Here is a 15,700-nt window from a genome sequence, read left to right on the forward strand (position 1 = left end):
TTAAATTTAATCAATATTAAATATGTAATTGTATGATTTAAAAAAGTATTTATTTTTATTTTTTAAAACAATTTAATTTTTCAAAGTGTATATTATTATTTCTAACTTTCAGACAGTTGATATATTCATTAAAGGTAAAATAATTATTTTCTATAAAAAAAGAGAATATATGCGTACTAAATATTGCGGACAAATTCAAACAATTGACTTAAATAAGAAAATCGCAGTATGCGGATGGATCTATAAGATTCGTAATTTTGGTCAATTTATTTTTGTGGATATAAGCGATTGGACGGGGATAGTTCAAGTCGTTTTTCAATCAAATAATGATGTAATTTTTAAACAAGCGAAAAAGTTAAAAAATAATTTTTGTGTTCAAATTTTAGGTATTGTGATAAAAAGAAAACAAAAAAATTGCAAACTTTACACTGGAGAAATTGAAATTTTAGCAGATGAATTAAATATTTTAAATTCGTCCAAACCGATTCCGCTTGATTTTACTAGCAATCGTGATGATACCAAACTAAAATATCGCTATTTAGATTTACGTTATAATAAAATTATTGAAAATCTAAAAATAAGAAGCAATGTAGTAGATTTAATAAGGACATTTATGAAGAAAAAAAATTTCATAGATGTCGAAACACCAATTTTAACTAAATCTACTCCAGAAGGAGCCAGAGATTATTTAGTTCCTAGTAGAAATTATCATGGAAAGTTTTTTGCTTTGCCGCAATCCCCTCAATTATTTAAGCAATTGTTAATGATTTCTGGAGTAGACAGATATTATCAAATAGCAAAATGCTTTCGAGATGAAGATTTACGATCAGATCGTCAACCAGAATTTACTCAAATTGATATTGAAGCTTCTTTTGTAACTTCTACTCAAATTCGAAGTATTGTTGAAAAATTAATAAAAACTGTTTGGTCTAAAACAATTAGTTCAAAATTATCAAAATTTCCCACAATTTCTTTTCATAAATCAATGGAAATTTATGGATCAGATAAACCAGATTTACGAAATCCAATAAAAATTATTGATGTTTCTAATATATTTAAAAAATCTAATCATAAATTGTTTTTTAACTTGAATTTAAATAAAAAAAATCGAATAGCATTATTACGCATTCCTAATGCATCTAATTTAAGTCGTAAAAAAATTGATGATTACTCTGAATATTCAAAAAAAAATGGTGCTAAAAAATTATTTTATATAAAATTAGAAAAGATAGAAGATAAGTATTATAATTTTCAAAGTTCAATGAAAAAACTATTAAATAATCATGTAATCAATAAAATATTAAAAAAAACTAATGCTAAATCTAAAGACATTCTTTTTTTAATCGCTGATGAAACACATATTGTTAATAAAGTTCTTGGAATGTTAAGGATTAAGATAGGAATTGATTTAAAAATTACTAAAAAATCTTCTTGGAAACCAGTTTGGATTGTAGATTTTCCTATGTTTATTAAAGACTCAAACAATTGTTTTTCTTCTATGCATCATCCATTCACTTCTCCGAAAAAAGAAGATGAAAAAAAACTACACAAAACACCTGAACTTGCTATAGCTGATAGTTATGATCTTGTAATGAACGGTTATGAAATTGGAGGAGGATCAGTTCGAATTAATAATTATAATATTCAAAAAAAAATTTTTGATATACTAAAAATAGAAAATAAAATTCAAAATAAAAAATTTGGATTTTTTATTGAAGCTTTAAAATACGGAGCTCCTCCACATGCAGGTATAGCTTTAGGATTAGACAGAATTGTTATGCTTTTAACTAATAGTAAAAATATTAGAGATGTGATTGCTTTTCCTAAAACAACATCTGCTACTTGTTTAATGACAAATTCTCCTAGTGAATTAAATGATTATAAATTGAAAGAAATAGGAATTAAGATTATAAAAAATACTTTTAATGAAGTTACTTAAAAAAAACACTTTTTATGTTACTCAATAAGTATAACAAAAAAGAAAATAAGACAATTGATGAACTAACCGGTGTGTGATAAAAAACAGATAAAACTATACCCCCTGTAACAGAAAAAATACTTAAAATTACTGAAACAATAGCCATTTTTTCTGGAGAACCTGAAAAATTTTGAGCTGTAGATGGAGGAATAATTAGTAAAGAAGTAACTAGTAAAGCTCCAACAAACTTAATAGCTATAGAAATAGCTAAAGCAGTGGTAAGCATTACAGTTAAACGCGCATAAAAAACATTAACTCCATTAATTTGAGCTAATTCTTCATTAATCGTGGCTGATAAAATAGATTTCCATTTTATAATTAAAATACTTAAAATTAATAAACTTCCGAAAGCAATGTAAATTAGATCAGAATATGTTACAGATAATAAATCACCAAATAAATAACTATTAATATCTTTCTGTTTATCTTTGGAAATTAAACTCATAAATACGATTCCAAGAGATAGAGAACTATGAGACATAATTCCTAAAATGGTATCTAGAGATAAAGGAAGAATCTTTTCTAAAAATGATAACACAATAGCAAGCAAACTTACAACCGTAAAAACCATGAAAAAAGAATTAATATCAAATACTATAGATATAGAAAAACCTAATAAAGAAGAATGAGATAGAGCATCTCCAAAAGATGACATTCGACGCCAAACTATAAAAGAACCTAAAATCCCTGTTGCTACAGCTAGTAAAATGCCAGCTACCCATGCTATAAAAATCATTTCACACATAATAAAAAATCGCTCTATTAATATATGTTACAATTTTAACAATTATGAATATGCTTGTGATTATGATGATAAATCGCTAATTCTTTTATTCGATTTAATCCAAATATAGAAATGAATTCTAAATTTTTAAACACTTTCTCTGGAGTACCAGAGCAGCAAACATAATTGTTCAAGCAAATGATATCATCTGTTTTTGACATTATAAAATTTAAATCATGAGAAACCATTAAAATAGCACATTTTAAATCATTTCGAATTTCATTGATTAATTCATATAAATCAAGTTGACCAGACATATCAACACCTTGTGTTAACTCATCTAAAACCAGCAAATGAGGATTATTTAATAAAGCTCTCGCCAAGAGAACACGCTGCATTTCTCCTCCAGACAACTTTTGTAATTGACAATTCTTTAAAGATTCTGCTTTTACTTTTTTCAGTATTTCTAATATTTTGTTGTTTTCTTTGATTTTTTGAGATAACTGCATAAAACGTTCTACTGTAACAGGTAATAAATGATTAAGATAGAGTTTTTGAGGAACATAACCAATAGATAATTTTGATAAGTAAGTAATCTTTCCCAAACTAGGCTTTATCAATCCTAATACAACACGAACCAAAGTGGATTTACCCGCTCCATTTGGTCCAATTAAAGTTAGAATACGATTAGATTTTAAAGAAAATGATATATTTGAAAGAATAGATCGATTTGATAGATTTACGTAAATATTATTTAGTTTGATTAGTTTTAACATAGTTAATCGAATTACATACTTTATATTTTTATAATTTTATTATAGGTTAGATTTTTTTAAAAAAATATAAATTATATGAAAAATAAAAAATTTTTTATAAAAAATTTATTTTGTGCTCTTATATAATTAAACTGTAATAAGTAAACCATGAACAACATAATGAAACTTATAATAACGTATGTAATTATTCATATACTTTTTGTTTTGTTGAAGAAATATAGTTATATAAAATTTTTATTTAATCAATATGTTTTTTGAAATTAAAAGGAACAAAATAAAGTGCAAAAAATTTGTCAATCATTATTTTATTTAAAAACACATGTTAAAAAAACAATAGAATTAATAATTAATTTAAAATTATTTGTTTTTTTATTTTTTATTACATTTTTTTCTGTATCAAAAGCAAATATTTTATTAAAAAAAAACTGTTATAAAAAAAAAGACAATAATTGTATAAAATATCAATATACTATTTTTAAAGGAGATCAAATTGGGACAATTTTAAATCAGTCAGGAGTCAATATAAATGACATTTTAAAATTAATCAAAAAAGACTCATGTTTAAATGTAATAAACATAGGAGATACTTTTTCTTGGACAATTAATAAATCTGGAGAATTGTTAGAGTTAAAATGGTATTTTTCCAAAATACAAAAAAAAATATATAAAAGAGTCAGTAACAATTTTATTGTTATTAATCATTTTCCAAAAATTTTATTAAAAAATAAAATTATCCTTATCAAAAAAAATTCAAATTTTTTTAAAAGTGCACAAAAATCGGGTTTAAATAAAAATGAAATATATGAGATTATTAAAGCTATAAAATGGCAAATAAATTTCAATAAATTAAATATTGGAAGTAACTTTAATTTAATTTTTTTATATAAATCAGATAGTTTAGAAAAAACAAAAAAAAATAGATATTTATTAGGGATTAAATTAAATAATTTTGGAAAAACATACTATTCTATTCGAGCATTTAATGAATCGTTTTATAATATTAATGGTTTAAACGAAAAAAATGATTTTATGGATTTCTCATTTTTAAAAAAATATCGAATTTCTTCTAAATTTAATCTAAATCGTCTACATCCAATAACGCATCGCGTCAGTCGTCATTTAGGAATTGACTTAGCTATGCCTGAAGGTACCCCTGTTTTAGCTACGAGCAATGGTCAAGTAAAAAAAGCTGAATTTAATTCTATAGCAGGTTTTTTTATTGAAATAGAACATTTAAATCAATTTAAAACAAGATATATGCATCTAAAAAAAATTCTTATACATCCTGGAGATGAAATAAAGAAAGGCGAAAAAATTGCTTTATCTGGAAATACAGGAAGAACTACTGGACCACATTTACATTATGAAATTTGGAATAATAATTGCGCAATTAATCCTATGAATGTACAATATTTGTTTTTTAAAATTCTCACAAATGAAGAAAAAAAAATTTTTTTAAAAGAATCAAAAAAAATTTTAAAAATGTTAAAATAATACAACTTCTAAGGTATATTTTCCTCTAAAAAAAATTATATAACCTTTAAAATTCGAATAGTATTTGTTTTACCTTTTTTTCCAATAATATCACCTTGAGTAACAATTACTAAATCACCAATTGATAAAAAATTTTTTTTATATAATAAATTAATAGCATTGTTTGCTGCTTGAGATCCGTGTTTTTTGCTATCAAAATAAATAGGAATTACGCCTCTATAAAGAGCCGATAAATTTAAAGTTCTTATATTTTTAGATAAAGCAAAAATTGGTAAACCAGATGTAATTCTAGAAGTCATTAGAGCAGTTTTTCCTGATTCCGTCATAGTAATAATTGCTGAAATCCCAATTAAATGATTAGCCGCATACATAGATGACATAGCAATCGCTTCTTCAACATCATTAAATTTTATGTTAAGACGGTGTCTAGATACATTAATACTAGGTACTTTTTCTGCACCTCTACAAACTTTTGCCATATTAATGACAGTTTCTGATGGATATTTTCCAGATGCAGTTTCTGCTGAAAGCATAACTGCATCACTTCCGTCTAAAACTGCATTCGCGACATCCATTACTTCAGCCCGAGTAGGTAATGGATTAATTATCATTGATTCCATCATTTGCGTTGCAGTAATTACAACTTTGTTTAATTGTCTAGCAGTTCGAATTAATCTTTTTTGAATACCTACTAATTCGGAATCGCCAATTTCAACGCCTAAATCTCCTCTGGCTATCATTATAGCATCTGAAGCTAATATGATATCTTCAATAATCTGTTGATTTTTTACAGATTCGGCTCTTTCTATTTTAGCAACAATATTTGCACAACTTCCTGATTTTTTAGCTAGCTCTCTGGCTTCATTTATGTCATGACTGCATCTCGGAAATGATATTGCTAAATAATCTACATCAATCTCTGAAGCAAGTATGATATCTTTTTTATCTTTTTCAGTTAAAACATCAGCAGATAACCCCCCCCCTAATTTATTAATTCCTTTATTATTAGAAAGAATTCCTCCAATTTGAACTATAGTAAATATTTCAGAATCATTTACATCAAGTACTTTCAATTGTATTTTTCCGTCATCTAACAAAAGAATATCATTTTTTTTTAAATCATATGGTAAATTTTTATAGTCAATTCCTACTCTTTCTTCTGTTCCGAAATTTTCTTCTAAATTTGAATCTAAAATAAAAAAATGACCTATTTTTAAAAGAATTTTATTTTTTTTAAATCTGGAAATTCTGATTTTAGGACCTTGCAAATCTCCAAGTAGTGCAATGTGACAATTTAATTCAATCATGATTTCTCTAGCTTTTTTTGCTCTTATTTTATGTTCATTTGCTGAACCATGAGAAAAATTTAATCGTAGCACATTGGCTCCAGATTGAATGATTTTCTTTAAATTATTATTATCATCTGTAGATGGTCCTAAAGTAACAACAATTTTAGTTCTTCTTAATCGATTTAACATAATAATACCTCGAAATTGTAAACGTAATTCCAAATAAGATTGAATTTTATTTGTAAAAATAGAAAAACTTAAAAAATTTATAAATGTTTTAATAAAATTAATAATGTATACAGAAAAAAATATTTATATTCTTTGAATTATTAAGTAATATTAAATTTTTTAACTCTATTGTATAAAAAATAATACACATAAACAAATAATCTTATATAATAAATATTTTTTAATTTAATGAAACATTACATCTTCAATAAATCATATTTTGAAATATTAGTTTCAAGCATTATATAAATTTGATAAAGAGAAAAAGATGATTAAAAATATTGATACAGGTTGCGATTTAGTAATTTTTGGAGCAAAAGGGGATTTGTCAAAAAGAAAATTACTTCCTGCTTTATACAAGTTAGAAAAATCTCACAATATTCATAAAAATACACGTATCATTGGTGCAGGTCGTGCAAATTGGAACGCTCAAGAGTATAAAAAAGAAGTAAAAAATTCAATAAAACAATTTTTAAATGAAGAAATTGATGATGTTTATTGGAAAAAGCTAAGTAATCGCTTATATTTTTGCAATATTGATGTTTATAAAACGTCAGATTTTTTAAAATTAAAAGAGATACTGAAAATAAGACGCAATGTAACAATTTATTATTGCGCTGTACCTCCCAGTACATTTGATTCAATTTTTACTCAATTAGGAAAATTAAATTTAAATTCCAATTTAACACGTATAATTATAGAAAAACCATTAGGAATTTCTTTAGAAACATCTCAAGAAATTAACAATAAAATTTCAAAATATTTTTTAGAATCTCAAATTTTTAGAATTGATCATTATCTCGGTAAAGAAACAGTTTTAAATCTTTTACCTTTACGTTTTGCTAATTCGTTATTTTATCATAATTGGAACAACAAGATAATTGATCATGTACAAATCACTGTTTCTGAAGAAGTAGGAATTGAAAATAGATGGAATTATTTTGATCAAATGGGACAGATGAAAGATATGGTTCAAAATCATTTATTGCAAATGCTAACTATTGTTGCAATGTCGATGCCAAAAAATTTTGAATCTAAATATATTCAAGAAGAAAAAATAAAAATATTACGATCTTTAAGAAAGATTGACAAAGATAACATAAATCAAAAAACTGCTAGAGGGCAATATTCTTCCGGCATTATAAAAGGAAAAAATGTACCTTCTTATCTAAAAGAAAACGGTTCAAATCAAAATAGTGACACTGAAACGTTTGTTTCTCTTAAAGTAGAAATCGAAAATGATCAGTGGTTAGGTGTTCCATTTTACTTAAGAACTGGAAAACGTCTAGCACATAAATACTCTGAAATAGTTATTTATTTTAAAAAAACTTCTAATAATTTATTCCAATATTCTTGTAAAGAATTTCCTCAGAATAAATTAATTATACGTTTAGAGCCAAATGCAAGTATTTACATGAATATATTAAATAAAATCCCAGGCATAGAAGAACAGTACAAATTAAAAAGCTATTTGATGAAATTTAATTACTTTAAAGAAATAAGTAGTTACAATTTAATTGATGCATATGAAAGATTATTGTTAGAGAGTATGAAAGGAATTCAATCTTTATTTGTATGTCGAGAAGAAGTCGAAGAAGCGTGGAAATGGATAGATCCAATCGTTAATGCTTGGAAAAAAGAAAAAAAAAGTACATTACAATTATATAAAGCAGGTTCATGGGGACCAATAAATTCAAATCTTATGATAAATAAAGATAATCGAAAATGGAACAGATTTGACAAAATTTAAACTTGAACAAGTTATCTATCTTGACTTCGTAAAGAATATTATGTTAGCTTAAAATTAATATTTTAAAAATATAAAAATATTGAAAATTATTTTTAGATTTTATCTAATTTACTCATAATATTTTTATGAATTATAATAAATACTAATTTAAAAATATTTTTTTTCTGTTCTTTATCATATTTTTTATCAAGACTAGTTTTTTTTAATTAAGGAAGATAATATCTTATGATACGCATTATTCTTTTTTTGTGCACTAATTTAGCTGTTATGTTAATATTTGGCCTAATCCTTAGTCTGATAGGTGTTCAGTCTAACAGTGTTTACGGTCTATTAATTATTTCAAGTTTATTTGGATTCAGTGGTTCGTTTTTATCACTTATTATGTCAAAATGGATTGCATTGCGTTCTGTAAATGGAAAAATTATTATTCATCCTCGAAATGAAACAGAAAAATGGATAATTGATACTGTTCGTCAGCAATCTATTAAAAAAGGCATTATCATGCCACAAATAGCAATATATCATGCTATTGATATGAATGCATTTGCCACTGGAGCGCGAAAAAATTCTGCTTTAATTGCAATCTCTACAGGATTGTTAGAAAACATGACCCGAGAAGAAGCGGAAGCTGTAATAGCTCATGAAATTAGTCATATTTCTAATGGTGATATGATTACTATGACTTTAATTCAAGGAGTAGTAAATACTTTTGTTATTTTTATATCACGCATGCTTTCACAAATAATTACTGGTTTAGTCACAAACAACCGAAATGAAGAAGATGTAGAAGAAAAAAATCCAATCTCATATTTTTTAATATCTACATTTTTAGAATTAATTTTTGGTGTATTAGCAAGTACGATTACTATGTGGTTTTCAAGACACCGTGAATTTTATGCTGACGCAAGCTCAGCTAATTTAGTAGGTCGAGAAAAAATGATTTCTGCATTAAATCGTCTGAAAATTAGCTATGAGCCTCAAGAGTCTGAAAGTATGATTGCACTGTGTATTAATGGAAAATCTCATTCTTTTTTACAATTATTTGCTTCTCATCCGTCTTTAGATAAAAGAATAGAAGCATTATATAATCAAGATTATATGTAAAAAATTTCTCTTAATAGAAATAATCATATCTATTAAGAGAATAGATACAATCTTTTAAGATTTATAAATTAACTTAAACTTGTTTTTTTTTTTAAAATGTTATAACATAAAATGTGTTAATTATATTTTAAATATAATTAATTTAATTTTTAAAAAACAAGTAAAAGTTATTTTAAATTTATTATTGTAAATTTTAAAAATTTAAAACAAAAATCTTAATATAATATCTCTTTTCAAATCTTACATTTATGTCTTATACAATGTTTTTTTGATTTCTAAATAAATAAAAAACTAAGACTGTCAAATATATTCTCAAGACATTAAGGAAGAGAATAAAAATCAAAAATTAATTAAAATAATTAAAAAATTAAAAGATGTAGTTTGACTATGTTTAGATAAAAAATTTTTTACTTTTCTTATACGTAATAAAATAAATTTAAAATACAAAATCTATTAAAAACTCATCTTTCTTTTGTATAAACATTATTATTTAAAAAATAAAGTACTTTTTAAAATACAAAAATTCTTTGTTTTTAAAAAAATAAATATAGTTCTTTTATGTAATTTTTACATTTAAATATTTATGTTTTTTAACCTCTTTAAAAACCTGTTATTTTATAACAAAAATTTTTAACTATCTTGAATATAATAGGTTTTAACTTCACAGATGAATTCTCTTAAAATACGTTTTTTTATAACCAATTTTTACCAAAAAATTTTCAAATTTTCTAAAAAAAAAGAAATAAATTATAGAAATATATTAATATTTCTATTCATGTTTTAGATAAATTAAATATTACGCTGTCCTATTTTTTTACGGAGTTTTTCTGATGGAGTTTCTTTTTGACCCGTCAACTTGGGCTGGCTTATTAACGCTCGTTATACTAGAAGTAGTGTTAGGAATCGATAATTTAATATTTGTAGCTATTTTATCGGAAAAAATACCTCCTCATCAACGGGATAAAGCACGTACAATTGGATTAGGATTAGCTCTGGTAATGCGTTTAGCATTACTATCATTAATCTCTTGGGTCGCTACACTTACTTCTCCTATTATTATTAATCAGTTTTTTTATTTTTCAGTACGTGATTTGATTTTATTATTTGGTGGTTTTTTTTTATTATTTAAAGCTACAGTTGAATTGCATGAAAGATTAGAAAGTGAACCTCAAGAAAATACAGAAAATAAAAATTATGCTAGTTTTTGGACAGTAGTTATTCAAATAGTCATACTTGACTCAGTTTTTTCTTTAGACTCAATTATAACAGCGGTTGGAATGGTTAATCAATTGTTTATTATGACAATAGCAGTTATATTAGCCACAATTGTAATGTTGTTAGCATCAAAAAAGTTAACTCATTTTATAAATCTTCATCAAACTGTAGTTGTTTTGTGTCTTAGTTTTTTATTAATGATTGGATTTAGCTTAGTTGCAGAAGCATTAAGATTTCATATTCCTAAAGGATACTTATATGCAGCTATAAGCTTTTCAATATTAATAGAAATATTCAATCAAATAGCTCGACGTAATTTTATTCAACATCAATCAAGAAGACCTATGAGACAAAGAGCAGCTGAAGCTATATTACGTTTAATGATAGGAGAAAAAAATAAAAATAAAAAAATAAAAAAAAATAAAAATAACATGAATAAAAAAACAACTTTTCATACATCATTAGAATCAGATGTATTTAAAGATGAAGAACGGTATATGGTTAATGGTGTTTTAACTTTCGCAGGTAGATCTATTAAAAGTATTATGACTCCAAGAGGAAATATTTCTTGGGTTAATGCAGAAAAAAGTACTAGTGAAATTCGGACACAACTACTAGATACACCCCACAGTCTTTTTCCGGTTTGTAAAGGAGAATTAGATGAAATAATAGGAATCGTTAGGGCTAAAGAATTATTAGTTGCTATTGAAAAAAATATAGATGTTTGTAGTTTTTCTAGTAAAATACCGCCAATTATTATACCTGACACTTTAGATTCGATTAATCTTCTTGGAGTGTTGCGTCGCGCCCAAGGAAGTTTTGTAATTGTAAGTAATGAATTTGGAGTGGTACAGGGATTAATTACCCCTTTAGACGTTTTAGAATCTATAGCAGGAGAATTTCCAGATGCAGATGAAACGCCAGATATTATCAAAGAAAATAATAGTTGGTTAGTAAAGGGCGAAACTGATTTGCATTCTTTACAACAGTTACTTAATACTGAAGCATTGATCCAAGGGAATAATTGCGCATCTTTAGGAGGCTTGCTAATTTCTCAAAAAGGTCGACTGCCACTTCCTGGAGAAATTATTAACATCTACCCTTTCTATTTTCATATTGTTAAAGCAACAGAATATCGAATTGATTTAGTCAGAATAATTAGAAATTCAAAAAATAGTACTAATATATCGTGATATAATTATATGTTGTAATTAAATAAAGATGTCTGATTTTTTTAAATTCTTAATTTTATTAAAATATTTTTTTGAGATAAACATGAATTACATTATCTTAGCAATCGAAACTTCTCTTGATTGTTGTTCTATTACTATTCACAAAAAAAAATATATATATTCTATATCAAAAATATGTAAAAAAAAACATACTGAAATAATTTTACCAATGATAAAAAAAGCTTTATCTTATACGGAAACAAAATTTAACGAATTAAATTTTATTGCTCTTGCCAAAGGACCTGGAAATTTTACCAGTTTACGTATTTCTACAAGTATTGCTCAAAGTTTATCTATAAGTTTACAAATTCCTATAATTGGAATTTCTACTTTAAAAATTATGGCTGAAAAAGTATGGAGAAAATATAAAAAAAAACAAATATTAGTGGCTATCAACGCAAAAAAGGGATATTTATATTGGGCGGAATATATTCGTGTCTCATCAATTTGGAAAGGAAGAAAAACAGAAATTTTAATTGATGAAGAATCAGTAGAAAAAAAAATAAAAAATATAAAAACAATTTGGACAACATCAGGAGATGGATGGAAAACAATAAAATATGAAAATCCTTTAATAAAAAAATATAATATTTTTTTCCCGAGCTCTAAGGATTTAATTCCATTAGCTATTTTAGCAATTAAAAATAAAAAAACACATCAACCATCTGAAATAAGTCCAAATTATTTAAATAATATTTTATAAAAGATAAATATATATTTTATATTGATCAATACTGAAATGCTTTTAATACACTTCAGTATTGATTTCATCTGATTAATTGTTTTTTAAATGAATTAAAAAATTTTTTCATTTGCGATATATTTTTTATATTTTTTTATTCAGGCACATTAATATTTAATTCCAATATAGAAATATCTTCATTTTTTTGTTCTAACTGCAATCTTATCATGTCAGAATCTATATTAACGTATTTTCGAATTACAGACAATATTTCACGTTTTAATTCAGGAAAATAGTCTGGTTCTGATTGATATTTCCTTTGTTCTGCAACAATTATTTGAAGCCTTTCTTTTGCAATATCAGCAGTATTTCTGTTCCGGGATAAAAAAAAATCCAATAAAGCCATATCTTATCTCCCGAATAAACGTTGTAAAAAAGTTTTTTTTTCTTCTTCAACAAAACGAAAATGATGATTTTCACCTAATAATCGATTTACAGTGTCAAAATAAGCGCATCCTGCATTAGAATGCTTGTCTAGTATAACAGATTCTCCTTGGTTAGATGCCTTGAGAACAGATGCATCTTCTGGAATGACACCTATTAATGGGATTCTAAGAATATCTAACACATCAGACATGCTGAGCATTTCTCCATTTTTTACTCGTTTTGGATCATAACGAGTTAATAAAAGATATTCTTTTATGGGTTTTTTGTTTTTTTCAGCTCTTTTTGATTTTGATGAAATAATTCCTAAAATTCGGTCAGAATCTCTTACTGAAGATACTTCTGGATTAGTTGTCACGATTGCTTCATCTGCAAAATATATTGCTAAGATAGCTCCAGTTTCTATACCAGCAGGAGAATCACAAATAATAAAATCAAATTCCATGTATGTGAGTTCTTTTAAAACTTTTTCTACACCTTCACATGTTAAAGAATCTTTATCTCGAGTTTGCGACGCAGGTAGTATGAATAAATTATTTGTTTTCTTATCTTTAATTAACGCTTGATTTAAATTTGCATCACCTTGAATAACATTAATAAAATCATATACCACTCTTCTTTCGCACCCCATTATTAAATCTAAATTTCTTAATCCTATATCAAAATCTATGACAATAGTTTTTTTTCCCTTTTTTGCTAGACCTGTTGCGATAGCTGCGCTAGAAGTCGTTTTTCCTACACCTCCTTTCCCTGAAGTTATTACAATTATCCGTGTCATACAAATATGCCCTTAAAAAATATGATTAACATAGAGAATTTATAGATAAAAACTTATTTTTTAAGAAAATTTGAGCCGATTTTCCAATGAATTCTAATGGAATTTGATCTACTAACCAATATTCACCAGATATAGAAACTAATTCTGCAAATAAACCTGTACAAAATATTTTACTTGTTGTATCTCCATTAGCTCCAGCAAGCACTCTTCCACGAACTGATCCATAAATATGAATGTTTCCATCAGCTACTAATTCTGCCCCTGCGCTAACGTTATTAACAACTATTAAATCAGCATGTTTAGCGTAAATTTTTTGACCAGAACGGACTAACGTATTTATAACATGAGTTTTTTCTGTTTTTTTGATTTTAATTTTTGATTTAGAAGATAAACAAATATTTTTATAAGTTTTTAAAGCATAGTTTATATGATTTGATTTTCCTTCTGATAAAATAGGAACTCCAGAATCAATAATATGTTTTTTTAAAAAAATGTTTTTACAACCACTTACTCCTATAATAAAAAATCCATAAGAAATAATAATTTTTTTTATTTTTTCCCAATTTACTTTATTTCTTAAACCTGATACATTAACTACAATAGGAGCATTTTTAAAAAATTTAGGATGTTCTTTAATTTTTTCATATAAAGATTTGTTAATTATATCTGTATCATGATTATTTAAATACAGTACTAATAGCGTAAAATTGCTGCCTTTGAGTTCAATAGGTTTTTTTTGCATATTTCTTGCTCAATTATATCTACTTGTATGTGTATATAAAATTTATACAGAATATAAATATTATTTTTTATATCAATTAATTATAAAAAATAACATGCATATTCAATGCAGTTGAATTATATTATAAATGATATATGATAACAATTTTATTTTTACTAAAAAATATTAATTTACATAAAAAATTAATTTTTTAAAAAATTATCTTTTATTCTCATTAAATAAATTAAGGATCGATATAAACTTGTTATTTTCTAAAAATAGTCAACTTATATTGCGTCATTATAAAAAATTCAAAACAAAAAAAGTTTTTTTTTCTGGTAATATTCAAGATACTTCTTCATTATTGATATCTTCTATCAGTATAAAAATACACTATCAAAAATATTACCATTGGATGAAATTAAGTCAAAATAAAATTAAAAATCAAAATATAAATACATATTTTTTTTTATCTAAAAAGATAATTAAAAATTATGATACTTTAGTTTACTATTGGCCAAAAAACAAAAATGAAGCAATATTTCAATTAATGCATTTATTATCTTTATTTTCAATTGGAACTGAAATTTTTATAGTAGGAGAAAACACTAGTGGAGTTAAAAGTGCATCAACTATTTTAGATAAATGGATGAAATTAGAAATTATAGAAAAAGCGAGAAATTCTATTTTAAGTTCAGGATTTTTGATAAAAAATACAAAATTTTCATTAAAAAGTTTTTTTCAAACGCATTCGTGGAAAAATGTACTTGTTAAGTCTTTACCAGGTGTTTTTGGTTATAAAAAAATAGATGAAGGAAGTAAGTTGCTTGCATCTACTTTTAAAAAAAGTGTTAGAGGAAAAGTTTTAGATATCGGCTGTGGATCAGGATTTTTGTCGGCTTATTTATCTTATTTTTCTCCCAATGCTTTTTTTACACTTTTAGACAACAATTTTTATGCTTTAATATCTAGTAAACATACAATGCAAACCAACAACAATAAATCAAAAATATTAATGAGTGATTTATATTCTAATGTATCTGATAAATTTGATTTAATTATTTCTAATCCACCTTTTCATAATGATTTAAAGAAAGATTTTAGTATGATTAAAAAAATTATATCCGAATCTATTAAATATCTAAAATATAAAGGAGAACTTAGATTTGTTATAAACAGTTGTTTTAATTTTGAGAATTTATTAAAAAAAACATTTAAAAAATACACGATTATTGAAAAAACTAATAAATATAAAGTTTATCAGTTGTTTTTAACATAAAAATTT

13 protein-coding genes are annotated in these 15,700 nt (G+C 24.9%); 7 read left to right on the forward strand and 6 right to left on the reverse strand.

The genetic code is table 11. The features are described 5' to 3' along the window. Positions 1-169: 169 nt before the first annotated feature. The gene (gene aspS / locus D9V75_RS01520; protein ID WP_158343576.1) at positions 170-1,939 is read left to right on the forward strand and encodes an aspartate--tRNA ligase; all 1,770 of its coding nucleotides are present in this window, start codon (positions 170-172) and stop codon (positions 1,937-1,939) included. Here aspS and znuB read toward each other — a convergent pair. Then, entirely contained in the window at positions 1,932-2,723 is a 792-nt protein-coding gene (gene znuB, locus D9V75_RS01525; RefSeq protein ID WP_158343578.1) for a zinc ABC transporter permease subunit ZnuB, read from the reverse strand. The two genes, aspS and znuB, sit on opposite strands and share 8 nt — an antisense overlap. Positions 2,724-2,758: 35 nt before the next feature. Next, positions 2,759-3,478: a zinc ABC transporter ATP-binding protein ZnuC gene (gene znuC / locus D9V75_RS01530; RefSeq protein WP_158343580.1), complete on the reverse strand. Its 720-nt coding sequence runs from the start codon at positions 3,476-3,478 to the stop codon at positions 2,759-2,761. A gap of 279 nt (positions 3,479-3,757) precedes the next feature. On the opposite strand from znuC, the gene mepM reads away from it, so the two are divergent. Beyond that, positions 3,758-4,972, forward strand: a complete 1,215-nt coding sequence (gene mepM / locus D9V75_RS01535) for a murein DD-endopeptidase MepM (protein ID WP_158343582.1) — start codon at positions 3,758-3,760, stop codon at positions 4,970-4,972. Positions 4,973-5,007: 35 nt separating this feature from the next. Here the strand turns inward: mepM and pyk are convergent, their stop codons facing one another. Continuing rightward, positions 5,008-6,450 (reverse strand): pyruvate kinase, encoded by a 1,443-nt coding sequence (pyk, locus tag D9V75_RS01540; RefSeq protein ID WP_158343584.1) that lies wholly within the window; start codon positions 6,448-6,450, stop codon positions 5,008-5,010. A gap of 307 nt (positions 6,451-6,757) precedes the next feature. Between pyk and zwf the strand changes: the two genes are divergently transcribed. The 4 genes from zwf to tsaB all read left to right on the forward strand — a co-directional run bounded on the left by zwf (position 6,758) and on the right by tsaB (position 12,493). Then, entirely contained in the window at positions 6,758-8,239 is a 1,482-nt protein-coding gene (gene zwf / locus D9V75_RS01545; protein WP_158343585.1) for a glucose-6-phosphate dehydrogenase, read from the forward strand. Positions 8,240-8,464: 225 nt separating this feature from the next. Continuing rightward, positions 8,465-9,343 carry a protease HtpX gene (gene htpX, locus D9V75_RS01550; protein ID WP_158343587.1) on the forward strand — a complete coding sequence of 293 codons (879 nt, stop codon included), beginning with the start codon at positions 8,465-8,467 and terminating at the stop codon, positions 9,341-9,343. 830 nt (positions 9,344-10,173) lie between these two features. Next, positions 10,174-11,751 carry a TerC family protein gene (locus tag D9V75_RS01555; RefSeq protein WP_158343589.1) on the forward strand — a complete coding sequence of 526 codons (1,578 nt, stop codon included), beginning with the start codon at positions 10,174-10,176 and terminating at the stop codon, positions 11,749-11,751. Between the two features lie 82 nt (positions 11,752-11,833). Further along, positions 11,834-12,493: a tRNA (adenosine(37)-N6)-threonylcarbamoyltransferase complex dimerization subunit type 1 TsaB gene (gene tsaB, locus D9V75_RS01560; protein WP_158343591.1), complete on the forward strand. Its 660-nt coding sequence runs from the start codon at positions 11,834-11,836 to the stop codon at positions 12,491-12,493. Positions 12,494-12,626: 133 nt separating this feature from the next. Here tsaB and minE read toward each other — a convergent pair whose 3' ends face one another. From minE to minC, 3 genes are read right to left on the reverse strand one after another with little or no spacing between them, the layout of a single operon-like run. Continuing rightward, positions 12,627-12,878 (reverse strand): cell division topological specificity factor MinE, encoded by a 252-nt coding sequence (gene minE / locus D9V75_RS01565; RefSeq protein ID WP_158343593.1) that lies wholly within the window; start codon positions 12,876-12,878, stop codon positions 12,627-12,629. Positions 12,879-12,881: 3 nt separating this feature from the next. Further along, positions 12,882-13,694, reverse strand: a complete 813-nt coding sequence (gene minD / locus D9V75_RS01570; protein ID WP_158343595.1) for a septum site-determining protein MinD — start codon at positions 13,692-13,694, stop codon at positions 12,882-12,884. Between the two features lie 25 nt (positions 13,695-13,719). Continuing rightward, positions 13,720-14,436 (reverse strand): septum site-determining protein MinC, encoded by a 717-nt coding sequence (gene minC / locus D9V75_RS01575; RefSeq protein WP_158343597.1) that lies wholly within the window; start codon positions 14,434-14,436, stop codon positions 13,720-13,722. 241 nt (positions 14,437-14,677) lie between these two features. Here minC and rsmC point away from each other — a divergent pair, with 241 nt between their 5' ends. Then, on the forward strand, positions 14,678-15,694 hold the full coding sequence (gene rsmC, locus D9V75_RS01580) for a 16S rRNA (guanine(1207)-N(2))-methyltransferase RsmC (RefSeq protein ID WP_158343599.1): 1,017 nt from the start codon (positions 14,678-14,680) through the stop codon (positions 15,692-15,694). Positions 15,695-15,700 lie beyond the last annotated feature (6 nt).

This window comes from Buchnera aphidicola (Muscaphis stroyani) (genome assembly GCF_005080865.1).
Classification (GTDB): Bacteria; Pseudomonadota; Gammaproteobacteria; order Enterobacterales; family Enterobacteriaceae; genus Buchnera; species Buchnera aphidicola_AG.

Excerpts from the sequence above, each read along its gene's own strand:
- htpX (WP_158343587.1), top strand. The coding sequence starts at position 8,465 with ATGATACGCATTATTCTTTTTTTGTGCACTAATTTAGCTGTTATGTTA.
- minD (WP_158343595.1), bottom strand. The coding sequence starts at position 13,694 with ATGACACGGATAATTGTAATAACTTCAGGGAAAGGAGGTGTAGGAAAA.
- znuB (WP_158343578.1), bottom strand. The coding sequence starts at position 2,723 with ATGTGTGAAATGATTTTTATAGCATGGGTAGCTGGCATTTTACTAGCT.
- tsaB (WP_158343591.1), top strand. The coding sequence starts at position 11,834 with ATGAATTACATTATCTTAGCAATCGAAACTTCTCTTGATTGTTGTTCT.
- minE (WP_158343593.1), bottom strand. The coding sequence starts at position 12,878 with ATGGCTTTATTGGATTTTTTTTTATCCCGGAACAGAAATACTGCTGAT.
- zwf (WP_158343585.1), top strand. The coding sequence starts at position 6,758 with ATGATTAAAAATATTGATACAGGTTGCGATTTAGTAATTTTTGGAGCA.
- minC (WP_158343597.1), bottom strand. The coding sequence starts at position 14,436 with ATGCAAAAAAAACCTATTGAACTCAAAGGCAGCAATTTTACGCTATTA.
- pyk (WP_158343584.1), bottom strand. The coding sequence starts at position 6,450 with ATGTTAAATCGATTAAGAAGAACTAAAATTGTTGTTACTTTAGGACCA.
- znuC (WP_158343580.1), bottom strand. The coding sequence starts at position 3,478 with ATGTTAAAACTAATCAAACTAAATAATATTTACGTAAATCTATCAAAT.
- aspS (WP_158343576.1), top strand. The coding sequence starts at position 170 with ATGCGTACTAAATATTGCGGACAAATTCAAACAATTGACTTAAATAAG.
- D9V75_RS01555 (WP_158343589.1), top strand. The coding sequence starts at position 10,174 with ATGGAGTTTCTTTTTGACCCGTCAACTTGGGCTGGCTTATTAACGCTC.